This window comes from Amycolatopsis sp. MEPSY49, assembly GCF_051337345.1.
In the GTDB taxonomy this organism is placed as follows: domain Bacteria; phylum Actinomycetota; class Actinomycetes; order Mycobacteriales; family Pseudonocardiaceae; genus Amycolatopsis.
The window spans coordinates 320,390-336,759 of the sequence record NZ_JBDLYJ010000007.1; the positions used below are offsets into that span (position 1 = coordinate 320,390).

The 16,370-nt window shown below is 71.2% G+C and carries 12 protein-coding genes; 5 read left to right on the top strand and 7 right to left on the bottom strand.

The features are described 5' to 3' along the window. Positions 1–6: 6 nt before the first annotated feature. The gene (locus ABFJ78_RS30345) at positions 7–414 is read right to left on the bottom strand and encodes a hypothetical protein (protein ID WP_436390164.1); all 408 of its coding nucleotides are present in this window, start codon (positions 412–414) and stop codon (positions 7–9) included. Positions 415–458: 44 nt separating this feature from the next. Here ABFJ78_RS30345 and dapE point away from each other — a divergent pair, with 44 nt between their 5' ends. Next, positions 459–1,529 carry a succinyl-diaminopimelate desuccinylase gene (gene dapE / locus ABFJ78_RS30350; RefSeq protein ID WP_436389980.1) on the top strand — a complete coding sequence of 357 codons (1,071 nt, stop codon included), beginning with the start codon at positions 459–461 and terminating at the stop codon, positions 1,527–1,529. A gap of 174 nt (positions 1,530–1,703) precedes the next feature. Next, positions 1,704–2,504, top strand: a complete 801-nt coding sequence (locus ABFJ78_RS30355; RefSeq protein WP_436389981.1) for a DUF3152 domain-containing protein — start codon at positions 1,704–1,706, stop codon at positions 2,502–2,504. Here the strand turns inward: ABFJ78_RS30355 and ABFJ78_RS30360 are convergent. The 6 genes from ABFJ78_RS30360 to ABFJ78_RS30385 all read right to left on the bottom strand — a co-directional run bounded on the left by ABFJ78_RS30360 (position 2,501) and on the right by ABFJ78_RS30385 (position 12,949). Next, on the bottom strand, positions 2,501–3,553 hold the full coding sequence (locus ABFJ78_RS30360) for a chitinase (RefSeq protein ID WP_436389982.1): 1,053 nt from the start codon (positions 3,551–3,553) through the stop codon (positions 2,501–2,503). The two genes, ABFJ78_RS30355 and ABFJ78_RS30360, sit on opposite strands and share 4 nt — an antisense overlap. Before the next feature lie 168 nt (positions 3,554–3,721). Then, positions 3,722–5,326, bottom strand: coding sequence for a M28 family peptidase (locus ABFJ78_RS30365; protein WP_436389983.1), 1,605 nt, complete (start codon positions 5,324–5,326; stop codon positions 3,722–3,724). Between the two features lie 113 nt (positions 5,327–5,439). Then, positions 5,440–7,704 carry a M4 family metallopeptidase gene (locus ABFJ78_RS30370; protein ID WP_436389984.1) on the bottom strand — a complete coding sequence of 755 codons (2,265 nt, stop codon included), beginning with the start codon at positions 7,702–7,704 and terminating at the stop codon, positions 5,440–5,442. A 302-nt stretch (positions 7,705–8,006) separates the two neighbouring features. Next, positions 8,007–9,272 (bottom strand): helix-turn-helix domain-containing protein, encoded by a 1,266-nt coding sequence (locus ABFJ78_RS30375; protein WP_436389985.1) that lies wholly within the window; start codon positions 9,270–9,272, stop codon positions 8,007–8,009. A gap of 74 nt (positions 9,273–9,346) precedes the next feature. Next, a complete protein-coding gene (locus ABFJ78_RS30380) occupies positions 9,347–11,368 on the bottom strand; it encodes a M4 family metallopeptidase (RefSeq protein WP_436389986.1) in 2,022 nt (673 codons plus the stop codon). A gap of 288 nt (positions 11,369–11,656) precedes the next feature. After that, positions 11,657–12,949: a helix-turn-helix domain-containing protein gene (locus tag ABFJ78_RS30385; protein ID WP_436389987.1), complete on the bottom strand. Its 1,293-nt coding sequence runs from the start codon at positions 12,947–12,949 to the stop codon at positions 11,657–11,659. Between the two features lie 95 nt (positions 12,950–13,044). Between ABFJ78_RS30385 and ABFJ78_RS30390 the strand changes: the two genes are divergently transcribed. The 3 genes from ABFJ78_RS30390 (at position 13,045) to ABFJ78_RS30400 (ending at position 16,325) form a co-directional block, all read left to right on the top strand. Further along, on the top strand, positions 13,045–14,868 hold the full coding sequence (locus ABFJ78_RS30390) for a glycoside hydrolase family 9 protein (RefSeq protein WP_436389988.1): 1,824 nt from the start codon (positions 13,045–13,047) through the stop codon (positions 14,866–14,868). Positions 14,869–14,955: 87 nt separating this feature from the next. Then, positions 14,956–15,741, top strand: a complete 786-nt coding sequence (locus tag ABFJ78_RS30395; protein ID WP_436389989.1) for a TIGR00730 family Rossman fold protein — start codon at positions 14,956–14,958, stop codon at positions 15,739–15,741. Then, positions 15,741–16,325, top strand: a complete 585-nt coding sequence (locus tag ABFJ78_RS30400) for a TIGR00730 family Rossman fold protein (RefSeq protein ID WP_436389990.1) — start codon at positions 15,741–15,743, stop codon at positions 16,323–16,325. The genes ABFJ78_RS30395 and ABFJ78_RS30400 overlap by 1 nt, the downstream gene beginning before the upstream one ends. Positions 16,326–16,370: the final 45 nt, after the last annotated feature.

Consider the following 16,370-nt stretch of genomic DNA (forward strand, 5'->3'; position numbering starts at 1 on the left):
CGCGGATCAACCACTCGTGGGCCGGGCCGCTACCTGCTTCTTCAAGTCGGTCAGCGCGCCGGCGATGTCGACGAGCGCCTGGGTGCACGGGCCGCCCGGATCGGGCACGGTCGTGCAGCCCGCGCCGCGGAACGACTTGACCGCCTGGTCGAGCTTGTCCGCTTCGGCGACCAGCTGCGGGTCGCGGTCGTCGGCGCGCTTGCGGGCCGAGCCGGGGACGTTGCCGACCTCCGTGACGTACTTCTCACAGCCCTTCGGCAGCTGGGTGCGGGGGCTCGCGTAGCACTGGTCGACGGTCAGCGCGTCCAGCTTGGTCGGGAGCGCGTCCGGGCCCGGCTCGCCGCCCTGCTTGGGCGTCGGGCCCGCTTCGTTGCCGCAGCCGGACAGGACCAGGACCAGCAACGTGCCGCCCACGGCGACTCCGAACCTACGCACACCCTCACGGTAGCGTGCCGGGCATGAGCCTCGACCTGCACGCCGACCCCGTCGACCTGACCGCCGCGCTCGTGGACACCTTCAGCGTGTCGGGCGCGGAGGCCGAGATCGCGGCGGCGGTGCAGAAAGCGCTGCAGGAGCAGGCATCCCACCTCGAAGTGGTCCGCAATGGCGACGCCGTCCTCGCGCGCACGAACCTCGGCCGCGCGTCGCGGATCGTGCTCGCCGGGCACCTGGACACGGTGCCCGAGAACGGCAACCTGCCTTCGCGGCGCGAAGGCACCGGCGACGACGAGGTCCTGCACGGCCTGGGCACGGTCGACATGAAGGGCGGCGACGCGGTCTTCCTGCACCTCGCGGCGACGCTGGCCGAGCCCAAGCACGACGTCACGTTCATCTTCTACGACAACGAAGAGGTCGAAGCGGTCAAGAATGGCCTCGGCCGGATCGAGCGCGAGCTGCCGGAGTGGCTGGCGGGCGACCTGGCGATCGTCGGCGAGCCGTCGAACGGCGTGATCGAGGCCGGCTGTCAGGGCACCATGCGCGTCGAGCTGCGGCTGTCCGGCAAGCGCGCGCACACGGCGCGGGCGTGGATGGGGGAGAACGCGATCCACGCCCTGGCCGAGCCCCTGCGGCGGCTGGCGGAGTACGCGCCGCGGGTCGTCGACATCGACGGGCTGACCTACCGCGAGGGCCTCCAGGCGACGAAGATCGGCGGCGGCGTGGCCGGCAACGTGGTCCCGGATTCGGCCGTGCTGACGGTCAACTTCCGCTTCGCGCCCGACCGCACGCCGGAGGCGGCGGAACGCCACGTGCGCGAGGTGTTCGACGGGTACGAACTGTCCGTTGTGGACATGTCCCCGGGCGCGTTGCCGGGCCTGTCGGCCCCGGCGGCGGCCGAGCTGGTGACGGCGGCGGGCGGCCGCGCGGCGGCCAAGCTGGGCTGGACGGACGTGGCCCGGTTCGCGGCGCTGGGCATGCCGGCGGTCAACTTCGGCCCGGGCAACCCGACGCTGGCGCACACGAAGCAGGAGAACGTCCGGACGGCGGAGATCCGCCAGGTCGCCGAGGTCCTGCGCAAGTTCCTCAGCTGAACGTCCCAATGTGGCCTTGGTTGCGTCTGACGCACCGAAGGCCACATTGGGGCGCTGTGGCCGTGGTCACATCCGGGGGTCCTGAGCTGCGGTGACGCTCCGCCATCGCGCGTCACCGCAACTTTTCCGGGTTCCCGGCCGTATCTCCCGGTGAAGCCGCTTCCTGGAGGAGTCATGCCCAAAACCGCCGGACGGGCCGCGGCCGTCGCCGTGCTCGCGCTGGCGGTGGCCGGGGTGCTCACCGCCTGTGAACAGCAGCCCGTCGCCGCGCCCGCGGCCGGGCCGGTCGTCATGGCCATCGGGGAGGCCACCTCCGTTCCGCCGCCGCCCGACGAAGCCGCGCCCGTCACCCAGGCCGCGCCCGTCGAGGTCGCCATCACCTTCCCGCGCACCGGCTCGGGCCAGTGGATGTTCACCCCGGGCAGCGCCGAGGTGGCCGGGAAGTCAGGCAAGCTCATGCGGTACCGGATCGCCCTGGAGACCGACATCGACGGCGTCGGCCCCGCCACTTTCGCGAAGCAGATCCGCGGCATCCTCGGCGACCCGCGCGGCTGGACCGGCGGCGGCGAGTGGCGGCTGCAGCAGGTCGGCCCGGACGACGACGCCGACTTCACCATCTACCTGGCCACCCCCGCCAGCCGCGACAAGCTGTGCGGCGGCACCGCGGACGGCTACACGTCCTGCCGCAACGGCAGCAACGTCGTGCTGAACGTCGCCCGCTGGGCCAACGCCGTCCCGAACTACGGCGCGCCGCTCGACGTCTACCGCCAGTACATGGTCACCCACGAGACCGGGCACCGGCTCGGCCACGGCCACGAGCTGTGCCCGGGCGCGGGCCGGCCGGCGCCGGTGATGGAGCAGCAGACGCTCGGGCTGCACGGCTGCGTCCCGAACCCCTGGCCGTTCCCGAACGGCAAGTCCTACGCCGGCCCTTCGGGCGAGTACGACGACCCGATCCCGGCCGGCGACTCCTAGCGGCCCTGCAACGACTTCACGTTGTCGCCGAACGTCCAGCCCTTCGAGCCGTCCCAGTTGATGGACCAGTCCATCAGGCCCTTCAGTCCCGGAACCGACCGCCACGCCTGGGAAACCAGGCTCGGCGACATGTACCCGCCGCCCGCGCCGGGCTGGGCCGGCAGGCCCGGGACCTGCTTGTCGTACGGCACCCGGATCGTCGTGCCCTGCACGACGAGGCCGTTGTTCAGGCACTGCGTCTGGACGGTGAAGCCCTGCACGGTCCCGGCCTGGTAGGAATCGCCGGAGCAGCCGTACATCGACCCGTTGTAGTACTGCATGTTCAGCCACCACAGCCGGCCGTTGTCCGCGTACTTCTTGACGATCGGCAGGTACGCGCCCCAGATCGAGCCGTACGTGATGCTGCCGCCGGTCACGTACGCCGTCTCCGGCGCCATCGTGAGCCCGAAGCCCGCGGGCATCTGCGCGAGCACGCCGTCGATGATCCGGATCAGGTTCGACTGCGACGCCGAGAGCGTCTTGATGTTGCCGCTGCCGGTCAGCCCGGTCTCGATGTCGATGTCGATCCCGTCGAAGTTGTACTGCTTCAGGATCGGGACCACCGTGGCGACGAACCGGTCCGCGACCGCCGACGAGGACAGGTCTATACCAGCGGCCGCGCCGCCGATCGACAGCAGGATCGCCGCGCCCGCGGCCTTCGCCGCGCACATCTCGGTGGGCGTCGACACCTTGACGCCGGCGTCCATCCCGTTCTCCCACAACACGGTCCCGTCGGAGCGGATCACCGGGAAGGCGGCGTTGATGACGTTGTAGCCGTGCTGGGCCATCCGGCTGTCGGTGATCGGCACCCAGCCCATGCCGGGGTGGACGCCGTTCGCGCCGCCGTCCCAGTTCTCCCAATAGCCCTGGAGGACCTTGCCCGCGGGCCGCGGTTTCACCGCGCACGTGTCGGCCTGCACCGCCCCCTGCGCGGGGGCCGACACGAGCAGCGGGACGGCCAAAGCCACTGCCAGAAGGGTTCCGAACAGGCGGTTTCTGCGACCGGACATACCGATTCCCATCGTCGTTGAGGGCGAACGCGGCGTGTCCGATCACGATATGGGCCGACGGGAACCGTTGACTACCTACGATCGGGTGGTCTAGACAAGTCGCACTTTCACGTGAAAGTGCCCACCTGGGGGCGGCACTTTCACGTGAAAGTGCCGCCCACGACGGGATCAGACGGTCAGCGTCCAGGAGGACAGGTAGCCGGTGTCGGCCGGGCCGACGTCCCGGATCCGCAGCTGCCAGGCACCGTTCGCGGCCTCCGAAGAAGCGTTGACGGTGTAGGTGGTGTCGAGGTTCGGCGTCGAGTCGCTGCTCGAGTTCTTCAGCCGGTACGCCGTGCCGTCCGGGGCGACGAGGTCGATGACCAGGTCACCGCGGTAAGTGTGGGTGATGTGCACCTCGGCCTTGGTGGTGCCGGACGCGTTGCGCGCGCAGCCGGCCACGGTCGCCGTGCTGTTCACCGCGGCGGCCGGGTAGTCCGGGATGTCGAGGCGCGTCGAGTTGGTCACCGGCGCGCACGACGACGTCCCGACGCCGAGCGAGAACGACGCCGTGTGGTCGGCGCTGGCGCCGTCGGCCGTCACGGTGACCGGGAACGTGCCGGTCGGCGTGGAAGCCGACGTCGAGATGGTCAGCGTCGAAGAGCCGCCGGACTGGATGGTGGCCGGGCTGAACGACGCCGTCGCGCCCGCGGGCAGACCCGACGCCGACAGCGAGATCGACTGCGCGCTCCCGGACGTCGTCGTGGTGTTCACCGCGACCTGCAGCGACTGTCCCGGTTGGACGGTCCCGGCGGTCGGGTTGAGCGCGACGGAGTAGTCGTTGCCCTGCGTCGTGGCGACGGCGAGCTTCCAGAGCGCGTACCCGATCGCGTCGGAGTTCTTCTCCAGCGGCGTGTCCGGGATGTTGGCCGTCGTGTCGCAGGCGCGGTGGTAGCAGTTGTCGAACGGCGAACCCGCGGTGCCGCCCCACTTCTGCGCCTGCGCCGAGCTCTTGATGTCGCCGGCGCCGGTGGCCAGGCCGCCGACCGGGATGCCCGCGCTCTTGAAGGATGCGTGGTCGGAGCGGCCGTCGCCTTCGCTGTCGCCCTCGGTCTGGATGCCGATGGAAGAGAAGTACTCGTCGAAGATCGCCTTGACCGAAGCCACGTCGTCGTAGACGAAGTAGCCCCAGTTCTTCGAGCCGATCATGTCGAAGTTGAGGTAGGTCTTGATCTTCGTGCGCTCGGAGCTCGGCAGGTTGTTGACGTAGTACTTGGAGCCGACCAGGCCGGACTCCTCGTCGGCCCACCAGCCGAACCGGACGCGCTTGGCCATCGCCGGGTTGGTACGGGCCAGCGTCAGCGCGACCTCGAGGATCGACGCGCTGCCCGAGCCGTTGTCGTTGATGCCCGGGCCGGCGCTGACGGAGTCGAGGTGCGCGCCGAGCATGATGACCTGGCTCGCGTCACCCTGCGGCCACTCGGCGATCAGGTTCTGCGACTGCCCGATGCAGCTGGTGCAGGTCTGACGGGTCGTCGTGTACCCCGCGTTCTTGAGCAGGTTTTCCACATAGGACACCGATGCCGCGTACCCGCCGCCGCGCGGCGACCGCGTGCCGCCGTTGTTGTTGGCGATGGTCTGCAGCTGGTTGAGGTGGGTCTTGATGTTGGCCAGCGAGATGTCCGGCGCGGCGAGCGCGGTGGCGGGCGCGGCGGTGGCCGCGGGCGCCGTGACGACGCCCAAAACGGCGGCCAGGGCGGTGACCCCGGCTCCGAATCTGGTCTTCCACTTCATGGCGGTGAGTTCCTTCGGTGGGGGTTGGGGACAACTCTGGGGGCGGCACTTTCACGTGAAAGTGCCGCCCCCAGGTGGTCACTTCCACGTGAAAGTGACGGCTTCGGGATTCATCAGACGGTCAACGTCCAGGAGGACAGGTAACCGGTGTCGGCGGGGCCGACGTCTCGGATGCGGAGCTGCCACGCGCCGTTCGCGGCTTCCGAAGAAGCGTTGACGGTGTAGGTGGTGTCGATGTTCGGGGTGGAGTCGCTGCTGGAGTTCTTCAGCCGGTAGGCGGTGCCGTCCGGCGCGACCAGGTCGAGGACCAGGTCACCGCGGTAGGTGTGGGTGATGTGCACCTCGACCTTCGTGCTGCCGGACGCGTTGCGCGCGCAGCCGCTGACGGTGCTGGTGCTGCTGACCGCGCTCGCCGGGTAGTCCGGGATGTTCAGCCGCGTCGAGTTGGTCACCGGCGCGCACGACCCGGTGGTCCCGACGGACAGCGTGTACGTCGCCGTGTGGTCGGTGCTCGCGCCGTCGGCGGTGATGGTGACCGGGAAGCTGCCGGTCGGCGTCGACGACGTCGTCGCGATGGTCAGCGTCGAGCTACCGCCGGACTGGATCGTCGCCGGGTTGAACGTCGCGGTCGCGCCGGCCGGGAGACCCGACGCGGACAGCGTGATCGACTGCGCCGCGCCGGAGGTGACCGCGGTGCTGATCGTGGTGGTGGCCGAGGCGCCCGGCTGCACCGAACCCGAAGCCGGGTTCAGCGCGACGGAGAAGTCCGGGCCGCCGCCGCTGCACGAGGTGGGCTCACCGGTCGCCGCGGTGACGGAGATGGCGTCCCACGCGGCCTTGGTGGCGTTGTACTCGGTGCAGCTGCCCGGGAAGAGCGCGATCGCGGCTTCGAGGGTCGCCTTGCGGGCGGCCTTGTGGTTCCACGACGAGGTCTTCTTCAGCAGGCCGTTGTAGAAGATCTTGCCGGCCTTCTGGATGCCGATGCCGGTGACCGAAGAGTTGTTGCAGGTCGGGCTGGTGGGCTTGCCGCCACCCGGGTTCGAGCCCTCGGCCAGCAGGTAGAACCAGTGGTTCTGCGGACCGGCCGCCGCGTGCACCTCGGTGCTCGGGATCGACGACGAGTAGCAGTTCGGGTCGCCGACCTTGGACGGCTGGTACATGTAGCGGATCGGGCCCTGGTCGACCAGGTTGACGCCCTCGCCGACCTCGTAGTCCGGGGTGTCCTTGGCGTTGTTCGCGTACGCCTCGGTCAGCGCGCCGAAGATGTCACCGGTGGACTCGTTCAGCCCGCCGTTCTCGTTGCCGGAACCCGCGCCACCCGGGGTGGTCTGGAAGATGGCGTGCCCGTACTCGTGGGCGACGACGTCGATCGAGGTGGCCTGGCGCTGGTTGTCCTGCGAGTGGCCGAAGTGCGTCGACGAACCGTTCCAGTAGGCGTTGACGTCGGACAGGCCGACCGACGCCGGGTAGCCGCCGCCGTTGCCGTTGATACCGTTGCGGCCCAGCCAGTCGCCGAGCATCTTCCACTCGGTCTGGGACCCGAACAGCGTGTCGACGCAGGCGGTTTCCAGGTCGGTGCCGGAGCCGTTGCCCCAGTTGTTGTCCGGTCCACTGTAGACGGACCCGCCTTCGCGGCCGCAGCTGAGGCCGGTGCGGGCGGGGTCGCGCAGCGTGTACGTGCTGCCGGACTGCGTGGTGTCGATGGAGACCTGGCCGACGTAGTAGCTGTTGCCGGTGCCCACGACGTTCACCGTGGCCGGCTGGGCCTGGCCCTTCGCCCCGGAGGCGAACACCTTGACGTCGTCCCGCTTGTCGAGCACCGCGCCGGTCGCCGCGTCGACGAACACGTGCAGGTTGCTCGGCGCGGTCGCGGTGCGCCCGGTGACGACGACCTCGTACGCGAGCTTCGGGTTCGCCCCGGCCAGCACGACCTTCTCCGGCGTGCTCACACTGTCCACAGTGGGCAGTCGAGCGCGCGCGGTGGCCGCGGCCTTCGCGGCGTCGACGAGCGCCTGCGTCCCGACGCTGATCGGGGCGGTGTCGGCGGCACTGGTGCCGCGCACGCGACCGGCCCCGTCGGCGACGACGACCGCGTCCCCGCCCACGACCCGCAGGCCCTGGTAGGTGCGCTGGTAGGCGCCGTAGAACAGCCCGCCGCCGCCGGCCGTGAGGCCGACGCGCTGGAAGGCTTCGGCGGGGCCGCGCTTGAGCGCGTCGAGCCCGCTGGCGGCCGCTTGGTCGGCGGCGCGGGCGGCGGCGACGTCCGGGGCGGCGGGCTGGGCCGCCGGGGTCGCGCTCGCCGGGGTCACCGGCAGCGCGAGCGTCATGGCGAGCCCGGCGGCGGCCGCCAAGCCCGTTCTGAACCCACGATGGGTCATCGAGGTCTTCCTTCCACGAAGATGGGTGTGGCGAAGGAAAAGGGGACGTGTCCCGGGGACTAACAGGAGGTATGCGTCCGGACGCATCCGAGTAAAGGATCAGCGGTTCCGGGCGTCAATGCGCCGAACGGACCAACACCATGTTCCGGATTCACCGGTCAATTCGTACAAACCCCGCCGGTGCTGGGGATTCGCCGCGCGTTCCGCGCCGGAACGACTTTCGTAGGGACTGTCCCGGACACCATCCGAACGCCGGACGATCTCGATCATCGGGATTCCTCAGCGCCGCTTAGGAAAACGATTCAGTCGGCTTCGGCGCCCAACGCGATCAGCCCGTTCCGCAGCACGTTCGCGGCCTCTTCCTGCTTTCCGATCTCACCCAGCAGTTCGCTCAACGGCCGCAAAGCGCGCACCAGCACGCCCCGCGCCCCGAGCCCGGTGGCGAGCTCGACCGCCGCCCGCAGGTACTCCGCCGCACCGCGGGCGTCGCCGCGCGCCCGGGCCAGCGACCCGAGCTGCAGCCGCAGTTCCGCCGCCAGCGCCGTGCCCGCGACGACGGCCGGGCGGACCTGGTCGAGCAGCGCCGACGCCGTCTGCAGCCGGCCCGCCGCCAGGTACTCGGCCGCCAGCTCGACGGTGATCGCCGGGACGTCGTCCGGCCACGCCGTCTCCCGCGCCGCGCCGAGGTCGGCCAGCGCGCCTTCGACGTCGCCCGCGCGGCCGCGGACCCGAGCCCTGGCCAGCAGGCAGTGCGCCATCGCCGGGTGCAGCGCCCGCTCCTGCATCAGGTCGTAGGCCGCGGAGACGGACGCGGCCGCGTCGGCGAACCGGTCGGCCGCCAGGTGGCTGCGGCACACCTCGAGGTGGCTGCGGGTCAGCTCGGCCAGCACCGCCGGCCCGCCCCGGGCGAGCCGCAGCGCCGACTCGGCGTACTCCGCGGCCCGCTCCAGGTCGCCCTGCCGCAGGTGCCGCTCGGCCAGGCACGCCCGCAGCGTCAGGAGCATCGACGGCTGCGGGTAGCCGTCGCGCAGCAGCTCCGCGTGGCAGGTTTCCAGCAGGTGCAAGGAATACTGCGCCTCGCCCCAGCCGGACAGCACCGCCGCGCGCAGCGGCACGACCATCGCCCGCACCGGCGGCGGCTCGCCCGACAACGCCGTTTCGGCCTCCGCGACGTATTTCGTGCGGACGTCACCGGTCGAGTACCCGGCCAGCCACAGCAGCGCGATCCCCGCCTGCCGCGGCCGGTCGAGGCGTTCGGCCTGGCGCCGGATCCGTTGCATCCGCGGGACCGCGCGGCGGGCGTCGCCGGCCAGGAACCGTTCCGCCGTCTCGATCAGCTCGAGGTCGAGCTCGATCAGCTCGCGCGGGGAGCTGCCGCCGAGCAGCTCGTCCGGCTCGATGCCCAGCTGCTGGGCGAAGAACCGCAGCGCGTCGCCCGACGGCGTCCGCGCGCCGGTCTCGACCGACGACACGTACGCCGCCGAGTACTGCGGTCCGGCCAGTTCGCGCTGCGTGAGCCCGCGCTCGGTGCGCAGCTCACGCAGGCGTTCGCCGACGCTTTCGCTCACTCGGGTCGCCCTTCCACCGGTTCAGGGTAGGCCGCGCGGCGGCGGGGGAGTCGCCCGCCGCCGCACGACCGGGATCAGCAGGCGCCGGCGTCGCTCCACACGGCCCACGAGCCGGGCGCGCCGGGCTCGGCACCGGTCGAGTACCACAGCGACGTCCACTTGTGACCGTTGTGGCCGACGACGTCGTTGGGCACGTACGCCTTCGCGGAGTCCCACTCCGCCAGCCCGTCGCAACCGGTCGGCGGGGTGCCGGTACCGACGGTGAGCGAGAACTGCGCGGTGTGGTCGGCGTCGGTGCCGTCGCCGGTGACCGTCACCTGGCTGGTGCCCTGCGGCGTGGTCGCCGAGGTGGTGATGGTCAGCGTCGCGGTGCCGCCGGACTGGACGCTCGCCGGGCTGATCGTCGCCTTCGCGCCCTCGGGCAGGCCGGTGGCGAGCAGCTGGACGGTCTGGGCGTTGCCCGAGGTGACCCGCGTGGTGATGGTCGTCGTCGCGGTCTGTCCGGGTTGGACGGACGCGGACGTCGGCGAGAGGGTCAGCGAGTAGTCGTTGCCCGCGGGCGGCTGGCCGCTGCAGGTCGGCTCACCGCTGACGGCCGCGACGCTCACGGCGTCCCACGCGGCCTTGGTGGCGGTGAACTCCGCGCAGCTGCCGGGGAAGAGCGCGATCGCGGCTTCGAGTGTGGCCTTGCGGGCCGCGCGGTGGTTCCACGACGACGTCTTCTTCAGCAGGCCGTTGTAGAAGATCTTGCCGGCCTTCTGGATGCCGATGCCGGTGACGGTCGAGTTGTTGCACGTCGGGCTGGCGCTGCTGCCCTGGGAGAGGAGGTAGAACCAGTGGTTCTGCGGGCCGGCCGCGGCGTGCACCTCGGTGCTGGGGATCGACGACGAGTAGCAGTTCGGGTCGCCGACCTTCGACGGGTTGTCCATGTAGCGGATCGGGCCCTGGCCGACGAGGTTGACGCCCTCGCCGACGGTGAAGTCCGGCCGGTCGACGGGGTTGTTCGCGTAGGCCTCGGTCAGCGCGCCGAAGATGTCGCCGGTGGACTCGTTGAGCCCGCCGTTTTCGTTGCCGGAGCCGGCGCCGCCCGGGGTGGTCTGGAAGATGGCGTGCCCGAACTCGTGCCCGACGACGTCCATCGGCGTCGCCTGGCGGCGGTTGTCCTGCGAGTGCCCGAAGTGGGTCGAGGAGCCGTCCCAGTACGCGTTGACGTCGTTGAGGCCGACGCTGGCGCGGAAGCCGCCGCCGGCGCCGTCGATGCCGTTCCGGCCCAGCCAGTCGCCGAGCATCTTCCACTCGGTCTGGACGCTGTAGAGCGCGTCGACGCAGGCGGTTTCCAGATCGGTGCCGGAGCCGTTGCCCCAGGTGTTGCTGCTCTTGGTGAAGATCGAGCCGCCTTCGCGGCCGCAGGCGATGCCGCGGCGGCCCGGGTCGGTCATCGAGTAGGAGCTGCCGGAGCCGGACGTGTCGATCGAGACGGTGCCGCCGTAGTAGGAGTTGCCGGTGCCGGCTTCGCGGACGTCGTCGCGGGTGTCGAGGACCTGGCCGGTCACGCTGTCGACGAAGACGTGCAGCCTGGTCGGACGGGCTTGGTCGTGTCCGGAGACGACGACCTCGTAGGCGAGCTTCGGGGCGTCCCCGGCGAGCACGACGAGCTTCGGCGGGGTCGCGCTGTCCACTGTGGACACCTTGCTCCGGGCGATCTTGGTCGCTTGACCGGCGCTGAGCGTGGCCTGGGTCGGCACTTCGATGGGCGCGGTGCGGGCGGCTTCGGTACCGCGAACCCGGCCGGCGCCGTCCGCGACGACGACCGCGTCCCCGCCGACGACCGGCAGGCCGTGGTAGGTGCGCTGGTAGGAGGCGTAGTAGAGGCCGCCGCCACCGGGGGTGACGCCGGTGCGGACGAAGGCTTCACCGGAGCCCTTGGCGAGCCGGTCGACGCCGTTGAGCGCGGCCTGGTCGGCAGCTCGGGCGGCGAGCGCTTCGGGCGGGGCGGCTTGTTGTCGGGCTGGGACGGCGGCGGCCGGGATCGCCGGCACCGCCGCGAAGGTCAGGGCCAGGCCGGCGATCGCCGCCAGCCCTCGTGGGGATCTCATGGGGCACCTTTCCGGGGAACGCGGGGAGTGTGACCGGCGGAATAACTGGTGTTATTGCGCCGGACGCGTCCGAGTAAAGGTTCCGGTCGTGCGCCGGTCAATGGGCCGAATGGCCTAGTGGTGTCGGTTGAAGATCACGGCTTTGCGGGCGAAACCGCAGGAAGCGGCGAGGTTGACGACTGGTCTGAACCAATTCACCAACTTTGGTAGGGAGTTGGGTTTGGTTCGGACCAGTGAGCCCAGTGGTCCGGCGGATCGGGGTGGTTGCCCGAGCCGGAGCCTGTCGCGCTACCCCTCGGTGCCCGCCGCCGAGTCGAGTCCTCGCCGGTACGCCTCGATGGCCTCGTCCACATGACCACGTTGCCGGAGCACGTCACCCAACCTCAACGCCGTCGAAACCGCCGCCCCGTGCAGCGATGCCCGAGTCTGGATCTCCGCCGCCTCCCGCAGCAGCCGCGTGGCCGTCTCCAAATTCCCCTCGGCCTGCGCGATCTGCCCGCGCAACCCCGTCGCTTCCGCCAGCCCCTCCACATCGCGCTCCAGCAGCGGCCACACCTCCGAGACCAGCGCAGCCGCCTCCGAGGCTGCCCCTTGGCGGAGCCGGACCTCGGCCAGTTCGACCGTCGCCCCCGCGACGCCCTCCTCCGAACCGATCGCCGCCAGCTGGTCGCGGGCCGCTGTCAGCTCCGCGCGCGCCTCGTCCAACCGGCCCAGCCGGCGCAGCAGGTACCCCCGGGCCCAGCGGCAACGGGCCGCGTCGCGGTCGAATCCCACCGACGCGAACAGCCGGCACGCCTCGATCAAGTCCTGCTCGGCCCGCTCCGGCTGCCCGATCGCCTGCCACACCTGCGACGCCTGCCGGTGGAACCGCGCGACGAAGTCCGGCCGCGAAGCCGCCCGGGTCAACCGGACGCCGTCGTGCGCCGCGCGCTCGGCCCGGTGCAGCCCGCCCATCTCCATCAGCGGGTGGATCAACGCGCTGAGCAGGCACAACTCGGCGTCGGCATCGAGCTCCGGGGAAGCCAGCGCCTCTTCGACGCGCGCGATCGCCGTGCCCGCGTCGCCGCTCAGGTACCGGCAGCCCGACCAGCGGTGCACGATCATCGCCCGCAGCCACGGCGGCGCCGCCTCTGCCAGCTCCGCCGCGTGCTCCAGCTCCTTCTGCGCGCCCGCGACGTCGAAGAGCTGCCACTTCACCTCGGCCCGGCAGAACCGCGCGTAGCACTCGACGTCGGCGAGGCGGTAGCCCGCGGCCTGCCGCGCCACCGTCGCGAACCGCTCTTCCGCCACGGCGACCCGGCCCTGTTCGAGGTCGCGGTACCCCTCGTCGAGCGCCGCGCGCAGCTCCTCGGCGATGCCGGGCGGCCGGCCGAACCGCAGCTCGTCGACGGTCAGTCCGAGCCGGCGCGCCAGGTACGCCAGCATCTCCTCCGACGGCGGACGGCTGCCCGTCTCGACCTTCGCGAGGAAGCCCCGGTCGTAACCCGGCTCGGCCAGCTCGCGCTGGGTCCACCCCCGGTCGGTGCGCAACCGCCGGATCCGCGCGCCGAGCGGTTCGGTCATCTCCCCACGGTAGGTCATCACCTGTCAAGTCCCGGAAACGGACATATTGACGCCCTGGCCACGGGCAGGCTAGCGTTAAATAGGAAACTTTCCTAACAAAGCGGAGGCCGATCATGCGCCTGCTTCCCCTCGCGACGGCGGCCGCGCTCGCCGTGCCCCTCGCCGCCACCCCGGCCGAAGCCGCGACGCCGGCCGAGGTGCGCGTCGACCAAGTCGGCTACGCGCTGGGTGAGGCGAAGCACGCATACCTGCTCGGCGGCGCGCCGGGGAAGTTCACCGTCGTCGACGAGCGCGGCCGCACCGTCCGGGAGGGCCGCGTCGGCGCGAGCCTGGGTGCCTGGAACACCCGCTACCCGAACGTCTTCGACCTCGATCTGTCCACTCTGGACCGGCCGGGCACCTACCGCGTGAAGGCCGCGGGAGCGACGTCGCCGCCGTTCCGGATCGACACCGCGAGCCGCCTGTTCCGCCCGCTCGTGCGTGCTACGACCGAGTTCTTCCAGGCTCAGCGCGACGGCCATGACGTCATCCCCGGCCGGCTCGACCGCCGGCCGTCGCATCTCGCAGACACGAAAGCCACCGTCTACGCCGAACCGAAGTTCGCCGGCGAGGGCGGCGACGAAATCGTCGAACCGCTGAAGCCGCAGGGCGGTCCGGTCGACGTCGAAGGCGGCTGGGTCGACGCGGGCGACTTCGTCAAGTTCACCTCCAACACCGCGTACTCGCTGGCCGAACTCGGTTTCGTCCTGCGGGATGACCCCGATCCGGTGCTGGCCAAGGAAGTCCGCTTCGGGCTCGACTGGCTCGACAAGATGTGGGACGGCCGGACCAGGACCCTCTACGCCCAGGTCGGCATCGGCACCGGGAGCGAGGAGTTCGGCTTCCTCGGCGACCACGACGTCTGGCGCAACCCGCAGGACGACGACGCCCTCGACGTCAAGCCCGGCGACCCCGCGTACTTCGTCAAGTACCGCCCGGTGTTCCCGGCCGCCCCGGCGGGCGCGCCGCTGTCGCCGAACCTCGCCGGCCGCGTCGCCGCCGCGTTCGCACTGGGCGCGCAGGTGCAGGTCCACCGCGACCCGCGTCTGGCCCGGCACTACCTGGCCGAAGCCGCCGCGGTGTTCGCCCAGGCCAAGACGACGGACGTCGGCGAGCTCGTCAGCGCGTTCCCGCACGCCTACTACCCGGAGTCGTCCTGGGCGGACGACCTGGAACTCGGTGCGACGCAGCTCGCGCTCGCGGGACGCGCACTGCATGACCCGCGCGCGAACGCCTGGGCCCGCGACGCGGCGAAGTGGGCGAAGGCGTACATCACCAGCGACGACACGAGCACGTTGAACCTCTACGACACCAGCGCGCTCGCCCACGCCGACCTCGCCGGGCTGCTGCGCACCGGCGTCCCCGGCGCCGCGCTGGGCGTCCGGGAACTGGCCGCGGACCTCCGCCGGCAGCTGGACGCCGGCGTCGAACAGGCGAAGAAGAGTCCATTCCGGACCGCTGTCGACGTCACCGACTTCGACGCCGCCAGCAAGAGCTTCGGGTTCGCCGCCACCGCCCGGCTCTACCAGCGCGTCACCGGCGACACCCGGTACGCGGCCTTCGGCGCGCGACAGCGTGACTTCACGCTCGGCGCGAACGCCTGGGGCGTGTCGCTCGTGGTCGGCGTCGGCACGACGTCGCCGCAGTGCCCGCACCACCAGGCCGCGAACCTCGCCGGACCTTCCAAAGTGCTGTACGGCGCGGTCGTCAACGGCCCGAACGGCGCGGACAACTTCGCCGATCTGCCGTTCCCGGCGGGCGCGAAGGAATGCACCCGTCCGTATGAACCCTTCGACGGCCAGGGAAGTCGCTACGCCGACGACCTCAGTTCATGGCCCAGCAACGAGCCGGCCATCGACTTCACCTCCACGGCGCTGCTCGCGTTTTCGCTGCAGTGACATGTGGGGGCCGAGCCCCCACGCCCCCGCCGGGGGCCCCGCCCCCGGACCCCCGGAAAGAAGGTGGGGAGGCCGTAGCATGGCGTAGTGAGCGAACAGTCTGAATGGCCGGACGGCCAGTACCCCGAACGCCCGGTGGAGCGGCACAAGGGCCCGGTCGTGCTGCGCCGCGACCGCCGCGACCAGGGCAGCACCACCGACCAGCGGCTGCTGGACTCGCGCGGCCCGAGCGACTGGGTGCACACCGACCCGTGGCGCGTCCTGCGGATCCAGGCCGAGTTCGTCGAGGGCTTCGGCGCGCTCGCCGAGGTCCCGCGCGCGGTCACGGTGTTCGGCTCGGCGCGCACCAAGCGCGACAACCCGGAGTACGAGCTCGGCCGCAAGATCGGCGGCGCGCTGGCCAACGCGGGCTTCGCCGTGATGACCGGCGGCGGCCCGGGCGCGATGGAGGCGGTCAACCGCGGCGCGGCCGAGGCCGGCGGCTTCTCCGTCGGGCTCGGCATCGAGCTGCCGTTCGAGCAGGGCCTGAACCCGTGGGTCGACCTCGGCGTCAACTTCCGGTACTTCTTCGCCCGCAAGACGATGTTCATCAAGTATTCGCAGGCCTTCATCTGCCTGCCCGGCGGCTTCGGCACGCTCGACGAGCTGTTCGAGGCGCTGACGCTGGTGCAGACCAAGAAGGTCACGAAGTTCCCGGTGGTGCTGTTCGGCAGCGACTACTGGGGCGGCCTCTACGACTGGATCGCCAAGACCGTCCAGGCCGAGGGCAAGATCAGCCCGCACGACCTGGACCTGCTGCACGTCACCGACGACATCGACGACGCCGTCCGCGTGGTGCAGGAGTCCTACCAGGCCTGGGAGGACACCCACTGATGAGCCGGATCTGCGTGTTCTGCGGTTCGTCGATGGGGTTCTCCCCGCGCTACGCCGAGCAGGCGGCGGCGCTGGGCAAGCTCCTGGCCCAGCGCGGCATCGGCCTGGTGTACGGCGGCGCGAGCGTCGGCACGATGGGCGTGGTGGCGGACGCGGCCCTGGCGGCGGGCGGCGAGGTGATCGGCGTGATCCCGGAGGCGCTGTCGTCGGTCGAGATCGCCCACGCGGGCCTGTCGGAGCTGCACGTGGTGGCGGACATGCACGAGCGCAAGGCCAAGATGGCGGCGCTGTCCGACGGCTTCCTGGCGCTGCCGGGCGGCGCGGGCACCCTGGAGGAGCTGTTCGAGGTCTGGACGTGGGCCCAGCTGGGGCTGCACGGCAAGCCGATCGGCCTGGTCGACGTCGACGGCTACTACGGGCCGCTGCTGGCGTTCGCCGACCACATGGTGACCGAGGGGTTCGTCAAGGAGGACTACCGGAAGCTGCTGATGGCGGACGCCGACCCGGCCGCGCTGCTGGACGCGTTCGAGAAGTACGAGCCGCCGGCGCCGCCGAAGTGGGCCAAGGAACCGCCGGGGATCTGACGTTGGTGCTCGCCCGGACGAACGCCGTTCGGGTCCGAGCCAGGG